The organism is Brevibacterium sp. Lmc1 (assembly GCF_057654315.1).
The window spans coordinates 874494-890776 of record NZ_CM172803.1 but is presented as its reverse complement, the minus strand read 5'-3'; the positions used below and the strand labels follow the sequence as shown (position 1 = coordinate 890776).

Annotated in this window: 13 protein-coding genes; 10 read left to right on the top strand and 3 right to left on the bottom strand. The window is 64.6% G+C overall.

Annotated elements, in window-relative coordinates; translation table 11 throughout:
* The first annotated feature begins 11 nt into the window (after positions 1-11).
* The 9 genes from purD to purQ all read left to right on the top strand — a co-directional run bounded on the left by purD (position 12) and on the right by purQ (position 11087).
* Positions 12-2252 (top strand): phosphoribosylamine--glycine ligase, encoded by a 2241-nt coding sequence (gene purD / locus AC239G_RS03770; RefSeq protein WP_139470418.1) that lies wholly within the window; start codon positions 12-14, stop codon positions 2250-2252.
* A 294-nt stretch (positions 2253-2546) separates the two neighbouring features.
* Complete coding sequence (locus AC239G_RS03765; protein WP_487489851.1) at positions 2547-4265, top strand: amidohydrolase; 1719 nt, start codon at positions 2547-2549, stop codon at positions 4263-4265.
* A gap of 15 nt (positions 4266-4280) precedes the next feature.
* Positions 4281-5468, top strand: coding sequence for an ABC transporter ATP-binding protein (locus AC239G_RS03760; RefSeq protein WP_487489850.1), 1188 nt, complete (start codon positions 4281-4283; stop codon positions 5466-5468).
* Between the two features lies 1 nt (position 5469).
* Positions 5470-6633 carry a polyamine ABC transporter substrate-binding protein gene (locus tag AC239G_RS03755; RefSeq protein ID WP_435002082.1) on the top strand — a complete coding sequence of 388 codons (1164 nt, stop codon included), beginning with the start codon at positions 5470-5472 and terminating at the stop codon, positions 6631-6633.
* Entirely contained in the window at positions 6630-7568 is a 939-nt protein-coding gene (locus AC239G_RS03750) for an ABC transporter permease (protein ID WP_487489849.1), read from the top strand. Before AC239G_RS03755 ends, AC239G_RS03750 begins: the two co-directional genes overlap by 4 nt.
* Position 7569: 1 nt before the next feature.
* On the top strand, positions 7570-8433 hold the full coding sequence (locus AC239G_RS03745) for an ABC transporter permease (protein WP_139470423.1): 864 nt from the start codon (positions 7570-7572) through the stop codon (positions 8431-8433).
* 125 nt (positions 8434-8558) lie between these two features.
* Positions 8559-9980, top strand: a complete 1422-nt coding sequence (locus AC239G_RS03740; protein ID WP_487489848.1) for an NAD(P)/FAD-dependent oxidoreductase — start codon at positions 8559-8561, stop codon at positions 9978-9980.
* A gap of 115 nt (positions 9981-10095) precedes the next feature.
* Positions 10096-10353, top strand: coding sequence for a phosphoribosylformylglycinamidine synthase subunit PurS (gene purS, locus AC239G_RS03735; RefSeq protein ID WP_487489847.1), 258 nt, complete (start codon positions 10096-10098; stop codon positions 10351-10353).
* Positions 10350-11087 carry a phosphoribosylformylglycinamidine synthase subunit PurQ gene (gene purQ / locus AC239G_RS03730; RefSeq protein ID WP_410710963.1) on the top strand — a complete coding sequence of 246 codons (738 nt, stop codon included), beginning with the start codon at positions 10350-10352 and terminating at the stop codon, positions 11085-11087. The genes purS and purQ overlap by 4 nt, the downstream gene beginning before the upstream one ends.
* 120 nt (positions 11088-11207) lie before the next feature.
* Here the strand turns inward: purQ and AC239G_RS03725 are convergent, their stop codons facing one another.
* Both AC239G_RS03725 and AC239G_RS03720 read right to left on the bottom strand, forming a co-directional pair.
* Entirely contained in the window at positions 11208-11981 is a 774-nt protein-coding gene (locus tag AC239G_RS03725; RefSeq protein ID WP_487489846.1) for a hypothetical protein, read from the bottom strand.
* 456 nt (positions 11982-12437) lie between these two features.
* A complete protein-coding gene (locus tag AC239G_RS03720) occupies positions 12438-12818 on the bottom strand; it encodes an ArsR/SmtB family transcription factor (RefSeq protein ID WP_487489845.1) in 381 nt (126 codons plus the stop codon).
* 60 nt (positions 12819-12878) lie between these two features.
* Here AC239G_RS03720 and AC239G_RS03715 point away from each other — a divergent pair, with 60 nt between their 5' ends.
* Positions 12879-14087 carry an MFS transporter gene (locus AC239G_RS03715; protein ID WP_487489844.1) on the top strand — a complete coding sequence of 403 codons (1209 nt, stop codon included), beginning with the start codon at positions 12879-12881 and terminating at the stop codon, positions 14085-14087.
* Between the two features lie 118 nt (positions 14088-14205).
* Here the strand turns inward: AC239G_RS03715 and AC239G_RS03710 are convergent, their stop codons facing one another.
* Positions 14206-15921, bottom strand: a complete 1716-nt coding sequence (locus AC239G_RS03710; RefSeq protein WP_487489843.1) for an LPXTG cell wall anchor domain-containing protein — start codon at positions 15919-15921, stop codon at positions 14206-14208.
* Positions 15922-16283 lie beyond the last annotated feature (362 nt).

Here is a 16283-nt window from a genome sequence, read left to right as displayed (position 1 = left end):
AGGCTGGTGGCGTGAAGGTTCTTGTCATCGGTTCGGGCGCCCGTGAACACGCCCTTGTCCTCGCTCTCTCGCGCGACCCGCAGGTCGACGCCGTCATCGCTGCTCCCGGCAATCCCGGTATCGCGCAGATCGCCCACACCGAGGCGGTCGATGCCTCGGATGCCGCCGCCGTGACCGCGCTGGCTGAGACCCTCGACGTCGATCTCGTCGTCATCGGGCCCGAAGCCCCGCTGGTCGCCGGAGTTGCGGATGCTCTGCGCGAAGCTTCCTTCCCCGTCTTCGGCCCCAGCGCGGAAGCGGCGCACCTCGAAGGCTCGAAGGCGTTCGCAAAGGAGGTCATGGAGTCCGCGAACGTGCCGACTGCACGTACGGTGGTCGCCTATTCGACCGACGAGGCGGCGGCCGCACTGCGCGAATTCGGCGCCCCGCACGTGGTCAAGGCCGACGGCCTGGCCGCCGGCAAGGGAGTCGTCGTCACCGATGACCTCGATGCCGCGCTGACGCATGCGAGCTCCTGCCTCGAGGTCTCCGACCGGGTCGTCATCGAAGACTATCTCGACGGCCCCGAGGTCTCCCTGTTCGTCCTCTGCGACGGCACGACCACCGTTCCCCTGGCCCCGGCTCAGGACTTCAAACGCATCGGAGACGGTGACACCGGCCCGAACACGGGCGGGATGGGCGCGTATTCGCCGCTGCCGTGGCTGCCTGCCGGCACCGTTGACGAGATCATCGACACCGTCGCCCAGCCCGTCGTCGATGAGATGGCCCGCCGCGGCACCCCGTTCACCGGGCTCCTCTACTGCGGCCTCGCGCTGACGTCGAAGGGTCTGCGCGTCATCGAGTTCAACGTCCGCTTCGGCGATCCGGAGACCCAGTCGGTGCTCGCCCGCCTGTCCAGCCCCCTGGGCCAGACGCTGCTCGCCGCTGCCGAAGGACGCCTGAACGAGACCGCGCCCCTCGAATGGGATCCGCGCTCATCGGTGACAGTGGTCATGGCCGCCGAGAACTACCCGGGGACTCCGAGCACCGGAGACATCATCCGCGGACTCGACACCGTCGCGACACTGCCCGACGTCAGCGCCCTTCACGCGGGTACGAAACTCGCGACCGGTCCCAGCGGCGGATTCGCCCCCGAAGATGCCGTGATCACGAAGGACATCGCCGAGACCGGTGACATCGTCACCTCCGGCGGCCGCGTGCTCTCCGTCGTCTCCCTCGGCGACGACCTCGACGATGCGCGGGCGAAGGCCTATGCCGCGGTCGGCCAGATCAAGTGGGACGGTGAGCAGCACCGCACCGATATCGCCGAGGCGGCCGCCGCCGGACGTATCGATCTCGCCTCCGGATACGCCGCCCCCGCACCGGTCGCCCCGGTGCTGCCGGGCTGGAAGCACGTGTATTCGGGGAAGGTCCGCGACCTCTACATTCCCGCCGACGCCGCCGATGCCGCGAGTGCGCAGCAGCTGCTCATGGTCGCCTCGGACCGCATCTCCGCCTATGACTGGGTACTCGACTCGGAGATCCCGGACAAGGGCAAGGTGCTCACCGGACTCAGCCTGTGGTGGTTCGATCAGCTCGCCGATGTCATCGGCAACCATGTCATCAGCTCAGACGTGCCCGAGGCCGTGGCCGGCCGCGGCCTCATCGTGCAGAACCTCTCCATGTTCCCCGTCGAGTGCGTGGCCCGCGGCTACCTCACCGGATCGGGAATGTCGGACTACCGGGCCACCGGGTCCGTGTGCGGCATCCAGCTGCCGGCCGGACTCGTCGAGGCCGATCGCCTCGAGCCTCCGATCTTCACTCCGGCGACGAAGGCCGAGCTCGGCGAACACGATGAGAACGTCAGCTTCGAGGCCGTCGCCGAGACCGTCGGGACCGAGACCGCAGAGAGGCTGCGCGACCTGACCGTGGAGATCTACCAGCGTGCCGAGCAGATCGCCCGGGAACGCGGGATCATCCTCGCCGACACGAAGTTCGAGTTCGGGACCCTGCCCGACGGCACGATTGTCCTCGGCGACGAAGTGCTCACCCCGGACTCCTCCCGCTTCTGGGACGCCGAGGGCTATGAGGCAGGCAAGGCTCAGTCGAGCTTCGACAAGCAGTTCGTCCGCGATTGGCTGACCGAAGAATCCGGCTGGGACAAGGCGTCGGACACTCCTCCCCCGGCCCTGCCCGCCGAGGTGGTCGAGAAGACCCGTGCCCGCTATATCGAGGCTTTCGAGAAGCTCACCGGAGAGACCTTCCCCGGCTGAAGCGCTCAGTTCACAACCCCACAGAAGCCGCGGGGCATCGACGACAAGTCGGTGCCTCGCGGCTTCACCATTGCCGCCAGCGGCTCCTGTGCGAATATCGCAGTGTGAGACGCTGAATCAGCGCTACCGGCAATCCGTGTTGCAGTTTCCCTCACTTGACCCATATTTCCGCAACGGAATCAGTGGAATCACGGGGGAAGTTCCGCTAAGGTGACTTCACAGTGATCCACAACACACTCAGAGAGCGGGCTCGGCAATCCGCCTCTGCCACGACACTGCAGTCGGGAGGCAGCATTGGACCTCGATATCCTCGATGTCACGATCTTCGACGGTGAGGCTCTGCGCGCCGAGAATCGTGTGAGCATCCGCGACGGGATCATCACCGAGATCGGCACCGGACCCGCAGCTGTGCCCGCGTCGCGCACGATCAACGCCGCCGGGAAGCTGCTCACTCCCGGCTTCGTCGATGCGCACGTGCACACGACCTTCGGCGGCCAGGAGGCCCTGGCCTGCGACATCAGCGGAGCGGACAGCCTCGAGGCGGCACTGCAGATGATCCGCGACTATGTCGCCGACACGACCCGTGATGACGGCGCGACCGACCCCGCGAACGATTGGGTCATCGGCGGCGGCTGGTCCATGGCCCACTTCCCCGGAGGAGACCCGACTGCCGACATCCTCGACGAGGCCTGCCCCGATCGGCCGGCGATCCTCCTCAGCGCCGACCACCATTCGGCATGGGTGAACACGCAGGCGATGACCGCAGCCGGACTCGACGAGACGTCCACGGCACCTGCCGGCGGCGTCATCGTCGCCGATTCCGCGGGCCGTCCCACCGGGTGCCTGCACGAATCGGCCATCGACCTCGTCTCAGCCCACGTTCCCTCCGCCTCCGAGGAGGAGGTCCTTGCCGGTCTGCGCGAAGGTCAGCGCTACCTCAACTCCCTCGGCGTGACCGCATGGATGGACGCCATCGTCGGCGACTACGGCGGCCACCGCGACCCGTACGACACCTACGTCGGGGCGGCGGAATCGGGCGCGCTCCGGTCCGAGGTCGTCGGCAGCCTGTGGTGGCCGCGCGGAGTCGAGGACATCGACGCCGAGGTGGCCCGACTGACCGATCTCGCACGTTCCGACGGACGCTTCCGCGCCACCTCGGTGAAGTTCATGCTCGACGGAATCGTCGAGTCCCGGACTGCGGCGATGACGACCGAATACACATGCACCTGCGGCGGCTTCGGAACGAGCTATTTCACTCGCGCCCACCTCGAGGCCTCGTTCGCGGCTCTCGATGCGGCCGGTTTCGACATCCACTGCCATGCGATCGGCGATGCCGCGGTCAAGGCCGCCCTCGACGCTTTCGAGGCCGTCCGCAGCCAGGGCACGGCCGGCACCGGGTCGACCGGCGCAGCTGACACCGGCGAACGCCGTCACCATATCGCCCACGTCCAGGTCGTCGATCCCGCCGATGTCCCCCGCTTCGCCGAACTCGGAGTCACCGCGAACCTGCAGGCGCTGTGGGCCTGCTATGACGAGCAGATGATCGACCTCAACCTGCCGTTCCTCGGTGCCGAGCGCAGCGGCTGGCTCTATCCCTTCGGGTCCCTCAACCGCTCCGGCACCCATCTGGCGATGGGTTCGGACTGGCCGGTATCAACGGCGAACCCGTGGGACGCGATCCATGTCGCGCTCAATCGCTCGCACCCGACCGCCGCGGATGAGTCGCCGCTGCTGCCCGACGAGGCGATCGACCTGACGACGGCGCTGCGTGCCTACACCGCAGGTTCGGCACACCTGCTGCGCTCGGCCGACAACGGCCACATCCGCACCGGTCAGCCGGCCAACCTCGCCTTGGCCAGCGCCAACCCGTTCACGCTGCCGCCGACCGATATCGCGGAGATCACGAACGAACTGACGATCTGCGACGGGCGCATCGTCCACGACGCCCTGCTGCCTCGAACACCGGCACCGACCACGCCGTCCACCCCGACCGCCACCGGCTCAGCCAGCTGAAGACGAAAGGCCATCATGACCAGTACAGCCACCTCGACGCCGTCTGCGGAGACCGGACTCGACCACCTCGAGATCCAGGGTGTGAAGAAGGTCTTCGGCGACAACACCGCCATCGAACGCCTCGATCTGAACGTCCGCAAGGGCGAATTCCTCTCCCTGCTCGGCCCCTCCGGCTGCGGAAAGACCACCCTGCTGCGGATGATCGCCGGCTTCGAGACCCCCACCGACGGTGCGATCCTGCTCGCCGGCAAGGACATCGTGTCCCTGCCGCCGCACCGCCGACCGGTCAACACGGTGTTCCAGTCCTACCTGCTGTTCCCGCATATGAACATCGCCGACAACATCGCCTACGGACTCAAGCAGGCGAAGGTCCCGAAACCGGAGATCGCGCAGCGCGTCCGCGATGCCCTCGCCCTTGTGCAGATGGAGGACTTCGCCGGGCGCAAACCCGAACAGCTCTCCGGCGGTCAACAGCAGCGCATCGCCCTGGCCCGGGCGCTGGTCAACCGGCCGCAGGTCCTCCTTCTCGACGAGCCGATGTCGGCGCTTGATCGGAAGCTGCGGGAGGAGATGCAGCTCGAGCTCAAACGCCTCCACACGAAGCTCGACACGACCTTCGTCTTCGTCACCCACGATCAGGATGAGGCGCTGGCGATGAGCGATCGCATCGTCGTCATGTACGACGGCGTCATCCAGCAGATCGGCTCCGGTGAGGACATCTACGCGAACCCGCACAACGGCTTCGTCGCCGGCTTCATCGGCAAACAGAACTTCATTCCCGCCGAGGTGGCGTCGACCGATTCGTCGGCCGTGACCCTGCGCACGGCCAACGCCGTGCTCACTGCCCCGACGCGGACGCTCAGACCGGCCACCGCCGCCGGAGAGACACGTGATCTCGAGGTCGGTGACCGAGTGCGCGCGGCCATCCGTCCCGAACGAATGCACGTCGCCCCGGCGGGCGAGAACTCCGGGGAGGCGAACACGGCGCGCGGTTCCGTCATCTCGTATTCGTTCCTCGGCGATGTCATCCAGTACATGATCGTCGTCGGCGACAACGATGAGCTCCTCGCCCGCGTGCCTGCCGCCGGGCGGGAGCCGATCAGCGCCGGCACCGAGGTGGAGCTGAGCTGGGACGCCGACGCCGTGGCCGTGTACGACCGTGAGCCGAACGCGGTCACGTCCCTCCTCGAAGGCGGTGCCTGAAATGGTTCGGCAGAGACCCGATGTGACGTTCCTGGCCCCGCGGGCCGCCTCGGCGAGATTGAGCCGGCGAGCGCTGCTGGCCGGGTTCGGCGTCGTCGGACTCGGGGCACTGAGCGCGTGTGGGAAGACCACGAAGATGGCGGCATCGCCGCCGACCGACGGAAAGCTCGAATCGAAGCTCAACCTCTACTCGTGGGGCGACTACGACAACCCCGAACTTCTCGACGCCTTCAAATCCCAGAACGACATCCTCGTCCAGGTCGACGCCTACGGGTCGAACGAGGAGCTCGTCGCGAAGCTCTCGACCTCGCGCGGGACGTCCGGCTACGACGTGGTCGTGCCGACGGGGTCGAACATTCCGCAGATGCTCGAACATGACCTGCTCCAGGAGCTCGACCTCAGCCTGATCCCGAACTTCGAGCACATGGACCCGAACTTCACGCATCAGTACTTCGATCCGGACAACACGTACTCGATCTGCAAGGCGTGGGGCACCACCGGGTTCGTCTACAACACGAAGAAGATCGACCGGGAGATGACGAGCTGGCAGGACTTCCTCGACGCCGCGCAGAAGGAAGCGGCCGGCACGACCGCACTGCTCGAGGACCCATGGGAGGTCTCGGCGATCGCCCTGGCCGCACAGGGTTTCAGCCTCAACACCCAGGACGAAGGAGAGCTCGACCAGGCTCGGAAGATCATCGTCGATGACCTGGCCCCGAACGTGAAGGCCTATGTCGGCAACGCCGCCACGAGCATGATCCAGGGCAGCTTCACCCTTCTGCACGCCTTCAACGGCGATGCCAGGCAGGGCCTGACCGAGGTCAAGGACCCGGAGAACTGGAAGTTCGTCTTTCCGACCCCCTCGGCGAATCTGTGGATGGACTGCTGGGCGATCGCCACCGGCGCCCCGCACCCGGATTCCGCGCACGCCTTCATCAACCACATGCTCTCGCCGGACACCGCGGTCGACCAGCTCGACTACATCGGCTACCCGATCGGAACGAAGGGCCTGGCCGAGCAGGCGAAGAAGGCCGACCTCGACCAACAGGACCTCATCTTCCCTGCACAGAAGGTCCTCGACCGACTCGAACCGAGCAAGCAGACTCCGGCCGATCAGATCCGGACGAAGATCCTCACCGACGCCCAGGCCAGGAGCGGAGCATGAGCACTCAGACCCGACCGCAGCAGCCACGACCGAAGAAGCCGGCGACGAAGCTCTTCGGCCCGGCGGCCATGTCGTTTCCGACATGGGCCTATGCGCTGTTCTTCTTCATCATTCCCCTCGCCCTCATCGTCTTCTACAGCTTCGGATACAAGCCCGACCAGTTCACGGCCATCGCCACCGATCGCCTGTCGTTCGGTCGGTACCCGGAGGCGATGAGCGCGAGCTTCGTCTCGACCTTCTTCGCGACGCTGCGCATCTCGCTGCTCGGCACCCTGTTGTGCCTGATCATCGCCCTGCCGTTCGCGTACTGGCTGGCGATCAAGGTTGCACCCGCCCGCAGGTCATTAGCTCTGGCCCTGGTAATGGTGCCGTTCTGGACGAACTTCCTCGTCCGCACCCTCGGCTGGCAGATCATGCTCTCCCCCGACGGGTTCCTGTCGAACTGGCTGCAGGGGCTCGGGCTGCTCGACGGCCCCCTCGACATCCTCTACACGCGGACGGCGGTGCAGATCGGCGTCGTCTACAACTACCTGCCGCTGATGATCCTGCCGCTGTTCGTCGCCATCGATGCCTCGGGCAAGAAGCTGCGCGAGGCCAGCTACGACCTCGGCGCGGGGAAGGTGAAGACCTTCATGCGGGTCACGCTGCCGATGGCGATGCCCGGAGTCGTCTCCGGCTGCCTGCTCGTGTTCATCCCGCTCAACGGCGACTACGTCACCGCGACCGTCCTCGGCGGAGCGAGCGGCTCCATGGTCGGTCAGCTCATCGCCAATCAGTTCAACACCGCACAGAACTGGGCGGTCGGAGCGGCCATGGCGATGATCCTCATCATCTCTACCTTGGCCGTCGTCGGGGTCGGCTTCGCACTGCTCAAGCTCGGGCAGGCGATCACGGCCAAACTCAACAGTGTTCCGCTGCATGACGGGAGGGCCTGAGATGCCGAAGAAGAACACGTTCGCACGTCGGACACCGACCGATATCGCCCTGCACGTCTGGGGCATCCTCGTCTTCGTCTACCTGTTCGTGCCGATCGCGGTGATCATCGCCTATTCGTTCAACAACGGCAAGGTGCTCGCGAACTTCCGCGGCTTCGGCCTGCACGCCTATATCAGCGGAATCAACAACGACATCATCGTCTCCTCCATCGTCACGAGCCTGCAGGCAGCCGTCGGCACCGCCATCGTCTCGACGATCTTCGGCACCCTCGGCGGAGTCGCTCTGGCCAGGGCCAGAAGGGGCGCTTGGTGGGCGCTCGGACTGACCGCGATCCTTGGACTGACCTTGGTCACGCCCGAGATCGTCGACGGCATCTCGTTCCTGCCGTGGTTCGTCACCGTCGGTGTCGACTGGGGCATCACACCGCTCAACAACGGCCTGGTCAGGCTCATCATCTCGCACGCGATGTTCTCCATGGCGATCGTGACGTTCATCGTCAGGGCCCGCCTCGCCGGAATGGACACCCAGCTCGAGGATGCCGCCGCCGATCTCGGCGCCACCCCGTGGAACCGGTTCAAGGACATCACCCTGCCGATCGCGGCCCCCGGCATCCTCGCCGGTGCTCTGATGTCGTTCACCGTCAGCCTCGACAACACGATTCTCTCGAGCTTCGTCCAGCAGCCGGGCTACACCCCGTGGCCGGTCTACATCTTCTCCGCCGTCCGCGTGGCTCTGCGCCCCGAGGTCGCGGCGATGTCGACGGTGATGTTCGTCCTCACCCTCGCCGCACTCGGCTTCGTCGGCTTCGTCCTGCGCAAGGCCGGCGGCAACGCCACGGAGATCATCAAGACGATGGCCGCATGAGGCACTCCATCACCGAGGCGGCCCCGAAGTTCGCCGGCTCGCGCCGGCCCGCCGTTCCGCACCACCCCGCACCTGCCTATCCGGCAGAGTGCCCACCGACCGCACTGCGAAGAAAGTGAAGTGACATGGACGTCAATGCCGCATTGGCCGACGCCTCGACCGTTCCGTTCTGGCTCGACACCGATCTCCGTCCGGAGCCGCTGCCGCCGCTGCAGGAGAACCGCGAGACCGACCTCCTCGTCGTCGGCGGCGGGTTCACGGGTCTGTGGACTGCTCTGCAGGCCAAGGAGCGGGACCCGAACCGTCGGGTCGTGCTCGTCGAGGCGAACTCGATCGGGTGGGCCGCCTCGGGGCGCAATGGCGGATTCTGCGCGGCCAGCCTCACTCACGGCTACGACAACGGGGAAGCCCACCTGCCGGAGGAGAACGATCGGCTCGCGCAGCTGGGCCGGGAGAACCTCGACGCCATCGAAGCAGCGGTGGCGAAGTACGGGATGGACGTCGAGTTCGAACGCACGGGCGAACTCGATGTCGCCACCGAGGACTACCAGGTCGCCGAGCTGCGTGAGGCCCACGATCCCGATTCCGGTTTCATCTTCCTCGACCAGCAGGAGCTCGCGGGGATCGTCAAGTCGCCGACGTACAAGGGTGCGCTGTGGGATTCCCGCGAGGTTGCGCTGGTCCATCCGGCGAAGCTGTGCTGGGAGCTGCTGCGGGTCATCCGCGAACTCGGTGTCGAGGTCTATGAGGGCACGAAGGTCACCGATGTCAGCGACGCGAAGACGAGCGTGCGAGTCCAGACCCGCGTGACCGCGGAGACCCTCGAGGACTGCGCGTCAGCTCCGTGCAGCCAGGTCACGGCGAAGCGGGTGGCGTTGGCGACGAATGTGTTCCCCTCGCTGCTCAAACGGGTGAGTCTGCATACGGTTCCCGTCTACGACTATGCGCTGATGACCGAGCCGCTGACCGACGAGCAGATGGCCTCTATCGGGTGGGAGGGTCGTCAGGGCATCGGCGACTGTGCAAATCGCTTCCATTACTACCGGCTGAGCGCTGACAACCGGATCCTCTTCGGCGGTTGGGACGCCGTCTACCACTTCGGGCGGCAGGTGTCGTGGAGATACGATCAGCGACCCGAGACCTTCGAGACCCTCGCCGAGCACTTCTTCGAGACCTTCCCGCAGCTGGCCGGGCTGAAGTTCACCCATAAATGGGGCGGACCGATCGACACCTGTTCACGGTTCTTCTCGTTCTTCACCAGTGCCTATGGGAAGAAGGTCGCCATGGCTGCGGGATTCACCGGGCTCGGAGTGGGTGCGTCTCGGTTCGCTGGAACGGTCATGCTCGATCTTCTCTCCGGCGAGGACACCGAGCTGACCGAGCTCGAGATGGTGCGCAAGCTGCCCCTGCCGTTCCCGCCAGAGCCGGTGGCGTGGCTGGGCATCAAGATGACGACGAATGCGCTGATCAAGGCCGATGAGAACGAAGGCCGTCGCGGACCTCTGCTCAAGGTCCTCGATGCAGTGGGCATGGGCTTCGATTCCTGAGGGCTCCGGCCTGTCCGACGACCGGACCGCGGGCGGGGAATTCGGCCGTGGTTGGTAGACTCTGGGTGAGCGCGGGAGGAACTCCCGAACACTTTCACAAAGGAGCAGTACACGCATGGCACGTGTCGTCGTTGAGGTGATGCCCAAACCCGAGATCCTTGACCCCCAGGGCAAGGCGATCTCCGGCGGACTGACCCGTCTGGGCTTCACCGGGTTCGGTGAGGTTCGTCAGGGCAAGAGGTTCGAACTCGAGGTAGACGGCGAAGCCACCGAGGAGGTCCTCGCCCAGGCACGCGAAGCCGCAGAGAAGCTTCTGTCGAACCCCGTGATCGAAAACGTTGTGGCTGTCCGCGTGACCGAGGACGCATCGTGACCGCTGTCGCGGCTGACCCCACCGCCGAGGCGACGCCTGAGTCCGGTGTCTCCGTCGGAGTCGTCACGTTCCCCGGAACTCTCGATGACCGCGATGCCGCTCGCGCCGTTCGTCTCGCCGGTGCGAACCCGGTGAACCTGTGGCATGCGGATTCGACGCTGTCCGGAGTCGATGCCGTCATCCTGCCCGGCGGGTTCTCCTATGGTGACTACCTGCGCTGCGGCGCGATCGCCGGATTCGCTCCGATCATGGAGTCCGTCGTGGCTGCGGCGAATGCCGGTATGCCGGTGCTCGGCATCTGCAACGGCTTCCAGATCCTCTGCGAGTCCCGTCTGCTGCCCGGTGCGCTCATCCGCAACGATCACCAGCATTTCGTCTGCCGCGACCAGGACCTGGTCGTGGAGAACGCGAACACCGCGTGGACGAGCGACTACGAGCAGGGTCAGACGATCCGCATTCCGCTGAAGAACGGTGAGGGCGGGTTCGTCTCCACCGACGAGGTGCTCGACGAGCTCGAGTCCACCGGACGCGTCGTCTTCCGCTACCAGGGCTTCAACCCGAACGGATCTCTGCGCGACATCGCCGGAATTACGAACGAAGCAGGCAACGTCGTCGGCCTCATGCCGCACCCCGAACACGCCGTCGAGGCCGGCTTCGGCCCCGAGTCCGGCGGCGGAATCGACGGTCAGGGGTTCTTCTCCTCGGCCGTGCGCACGCTCGTCGCCAAGGGCTGAACACCGGAAGAAGTCGGACACGGCTCAGGCCCCGAGCCTCGGTGACACACCGGGTTCGGGGCCTGAGCCGTACTCAGAGTCGATTCATGCGAGCGATCGACTCACACCGACAGCCGTATCTCAATCCGTAATCGTGAACGTTCCCTCGGATTTGAGGTCACCACATTCGGTCTTGACGATGTATTCGCCGGTGTGGTTCTCGACCTTTGCCGAAGGCACCACGTGCACCGATGCGGATTCGTCGTCGCCGACCAGCTGCGACTTTTCCGTCAGTACCGTGTCCGGCGCGTCCTTCTTCGCGACTGTGAAGTTCGCCGTTCTGTCGGCCGGACACTGCACCACCGTGAGGTCGATTCCGAATTCCCCGAAATCGGCAGCTGTCATCTCGTCGTTGTCGATGATGACGTCCCCATCGGCGGAGTCGCCACGATCGCCCTCCATCACTTCGACGCTTGCGGAAAACTCTTCTGTCCTCTCCCCGCTTCGCTCCACCGTGACGGTGAAGTCGACAGTCGTGCCGACTTCGGGTTCCCTGTCGAGCATGATCGAGCCGTCGTATGGGCCGTCCTTATCCACTCGAGCCGTCTCGTCGGTCAGGGTATTGGTGACGATGTCCCCCTCTTCCAACGAGTCGATGGTGTATTGGATCCCTCCGAAACTGGAGAACCCCATCGGATTCATATACGCGTACTTGAGTGCGAGGCTGGCCTCGATCGGGTTCGAACCGTCGTCCGAATCACCGCTCTTCGCTTTGTCCTCCTGCGCGCTTGCTGCAGAGGCTGTCCGAGCAGCATCGCTCGACTCTGCGCCGTCGAGACCGGCTGCCGTCGCTGGTCCGGCAGCAAGTGATGAGACGCCGAGAGCAAGAGTGGCGGCGAGTGCGAGCTTCTTCATTGTGATCATCCTTCTTTCGTCGTTGTCAGTGTTGTGCTGAGAGCGTCGTCGGGTTGATCGGCCGTATTCGGTTGTAGTGTCGACGCTAGGCCGCAAACACAGGTGTTGTGGAGTTCTGATCATTGTGGTCATGACAAAGTCGAAACAGGGCGCCGCGGCTCCCCGTGACACCAATGTGACCTGCTGAATCGAACGCTGAGCCGACGCTCAGTTTCGAACTCTGACCATGACGTCACCCCTCGCCGAGGCGGGGCTGTCGTTCCAGGTCATTCGTGCCGTTTCGAAGACGAACGCCGACGAGGGAATCACCTGGTCGAGCAACGCCGAGTCCGTCGTTCAGGTCGTGATCAGCTTGCCGGTCACATCGGCGTCAAACCGCCGATTTCGCACGAATGAATCGTTATCAGCACAAACCGCCGAAATCCCACATGCATGACCGATCAGTGCGGCTGAAGCTTATGTTGCGAGGCGGCGCGTTGACCGTGGCACGAGAGGCTGAGGCGACTGCTGCTTCAACCCCACCGGGGTTGCGTCCTCAGACGCTGCGGTCAAGAGGGAATCGAGCAGGCCGGGAAATCTGCCATCGAGATCGTCCCGGCGCAGATGGACATAGCACCGGGTGCCCTCATCGCGAGTACGAGTGATTCCCGCGCTCCGCAGCGTCTTCATGTGGTGGCTGAGGGTCGACTTCGACACGGGAGCATCGAGCTCTCCCCACTGACGCTCCTGGCCATCGGAGAGCAGAAGCACGATGCCCAATCGAAGCGGATCCGACATCGCCGACAGAACCTGCGTGAGGGAAATGTCATCGATGTCCGGATGCTGCGATTGCGCCATTCATCCATGGTAGCGTGTTTCATGTTCGTCGAACATCGAACATTCACCGAAAGGAGCAACATGCGACGTGGCACCATCTGGATCACCGCCCTCTTCGTCGCCACACTCTCACTCGGAACGGACGAGTTCGTCATCGCCGGCGTCCTCAACAGGGTCGCGGATGACCTGCAGATATCTCCAGGCGTCACCGGACAGTTGGTGACCGCATATGCGTTCGCATTCGCACTCGGAGCACCGGTTCTCGGAGTCTGGGCCGATCGCTTCCCACGCAAGAACACCCTGGTCTCGGGACTGCTGCTGTTCGCCGTCGCCAATGTCGTCTGCGCCCTCGCTTCGGACTTTGCGCCCTTGCTGATTCTGCGGATCATCGCAGGACTCTCAGCGGCCGTCGTTTCGACAACAGCGTTCACGGCCGCCGCCGAAGGCGCGCCGGACGGGCGCCAGGGCAGTTACCTGTCGGTGGTCACGGCTGGTTTGACGGTCGCTCTGTTCTCGGGTGTCCCATTGGGCACCTGGATGGCCGGGGTGATGACGTGGAGAGCGACATTCGTCATGATTGCTGCAGTCGCCTTGCTCGCAGCCGGAGTGATTGCGGCCAGCCTTCCGCACCTTTCCGGAAGCAGATCGCGCACGCTGCGCGAACGGGTCGCTCCGCTGCGCAATCCTGGTGTGCTTCGCATGGTCGGTTCGATCTTCCTCTGCGGTGGCGGCGGACTGATGTTCTACACCTATCTGGGACCTCTGACCCGTTATGCCTTCGGCGATGACTCCGAGTTGACGATGTTTCTGCTGATCGTCGGGATCGTCGGAGTCGCCTCCGCGCTGCTCGGCGGCATCCTGAGCGACCGTTTCGGACCGCGATCGGCACGGATCAGCATCTTGGCCGGACATTCGGCGGCGTTGACTGCGATCGGGGGTGCTGTTCTCATGGGAGCTCCCCTCTGGGCTGCTGCAATCGGCATCGGTGCGTGGTCGATCTTCGCGTGGGCGCTCAATCCTCCAATGCAGGCGAGCACGATTGCGGCTGCCCCCGACGCCGCAATGACCGCGGTGTCGCTCAATATCTCCGGACTCTATGCCGGAACTGCGATTGCCGCAGCACTGGGAGGAATCGTTGTCGATTCGGTGGGAGTGCAAGCGATTCCCTTCGTCGCGGCCGCCTCGCTGCTATGCGCGTGCCTGCTCGCCGCACCAACGGTCACCGCCCGCCGAGCATGCACGGAAGACGTCATGGATGCCCACGACCATTGTCCGGCCCGCTCCGCTTAGCAACCACGCATCGGCCTCGGCCCTCGACGATGAGTCGAGTGCCGAGGCCGATCGCTTCCCTCCAGGACCGGTTCTCGCCGTCGGGCCGGGTGGAGTCACCAACCCGACGGGTCACCGGTCACTGCCAGCTCTTGTTCTTCCGGCGGGCCAGACCGATGGCCGCTCCACCGCCGAGTATGAGCAGGGCGCCTGCAGCCAGCCCGGTGAGTTCGGCACCGGTGCGAGGCATCGACGATCCGCCCCCGGATCCGCCGGCTTCACCGGAGTCTCCTCCGTTGCCGCCACCGGACTCACCGCCGGTCACGACGAACTTTCCTGACCTGCCGATGTCCATGCAATTGGCGAAGACCTTGTAGTTCCCGACGTAGTATGCAGGATCATCCCCGAGTCCGTAGACGTGGATTCCGGCCGCGCCTTCTTCATTGGCCGTCGCGGTCTGTTCGTAGAGTTTCTCGCCCTCGTCCCCGGAGTAGACCTCGAAGTGGACGTCAGCATCCGGGACGCATTTGTTGACCATCAGCTGCACACCTTGGGCCCGGTCGATGAAGTCCTCCCCCGAAATCTTTTCGGGGTTGATCGAGAGCTCGGGGTCGACGACGCTGCCGTCATCGGTGACCGTGAACGTGGTCTCTGCGCTCTTATCACCGCAGGAGGCCACGACCTTGAAGTCACCGATCCAGCCCTTGCCGCCGTCACCGTCGGGGAGGAACTGGACGGATCCCGCTGCGTCCTCACCGGCTTCCTGGGTCTCGTCCCAGATCACGGTGTCGGGGTCTTTCGCGGAGCTCACCTGGAATTTCACCTCGGAGTCGACATGGCAGTCGACGAGGGTGATGTTGACACCGTTCTCGAGGAAGTCGGCGAGCTTCTGGCTCTGCGGGGTGACGCTGAGATCTGCATCTGAACCATCGTCGTTCTCAGTGACGGAATACGTCGTCTCGGCACTCGTGTCACCGCATTCTGCACTGACCACGAAGTCACCGATCCATCCGTCACCGCCGGTGCCTGGCATGAAGGACGTGGAGACCGAACCGTCATCGCCGACGGTCTTCGTCTCTTCCCAGATGTTCGTATCTTCGCCCTTGCGGACGATAGTGACGGTCACTTCTTCGCCCGCCTCGCAATTGCTCACGGTGATGTCGACACCGTTGTCGAGATACGAGTCGATCCCCTGGCTCTGCGGGTCGACGCTGACGGCCGCATCCGAGTCATCTTGGCTGTCGGTGATCTCCACACTGCCGCTGAAGGTCTTCGACTCCTCGCCGTCGCGGGCGACGGTCACGGTGACATCGACGACGTCGCCGACCTTGAGCTCGGTGTTGCCACGGAGCTCTCCGTTGAACGTTCCGTCACTGTCGACGGTGATGGAGCCGTTCTCGCCGGGTCCGGCGGTGACGGTGTCTCCGGCTTTCAGTCCGGTGATGGTGTACGGGATGGCCTCGGCTGCCTCGTCGACGGGCATCGACGACTGGTCGAGGGAGAACGAGGCATCGATCGGGGTCGAGTCCTCGGTCGGTTCGTCCGAACCTTCGCCAGGGTCGGCCGCCTCTTCACCGTCGCCGGGATCGGCTGCGTTCTCATCGCCTCCCGGATCAGTTGATTCCTCCCCGTCACCGGGTTCGGTGGGTGTGCCGGGATCCGCGGCGTCGTCACCAGGATCCGTGGGCGGGTCCTCTGTTCCCGGGGAATCTGCGTCGCTGTTTCCTGCTTCTCCTGCGGCTTGGACGTCGGCCGCCTGCGCAGTTGTGCGCTCATCTGCTTGTGTGGCTGCCTGGCCCCATCCTCCGAGGGAGAGTGCCAGAGCGAACGTTGCCGCCATTGCCAACCGTTTCATGATGGTCCTTCCAGAGTTCTGGTCGGTTGCCGTCTTCAGTTATGGCATGGACCATACGCAGGCATAGGAGAGCGCACGACTTTAGGTCATTTAGGTCATGACAGAAGTGATAGAGGTGTTTTGCCGAATGTTTATCACTTCGCAATACTGGTCGCGCGCCCTGATTATGGTGCTTCACGTGTTCGTACCTCGGGCTGTGCTCTCACCTGCACAGCAACTTCTATTTGGGGCTGGTGAGCCGCACGGCAGAGCGGTCAGAACAGTGTCACATTTGGATCGACTTCGGCATTCATGCCCCGAAAAACGTTATGTCGGATTTTCGTTCGCCATCTGATTTCTGCGGTGAATGCGATGCAGGGTCC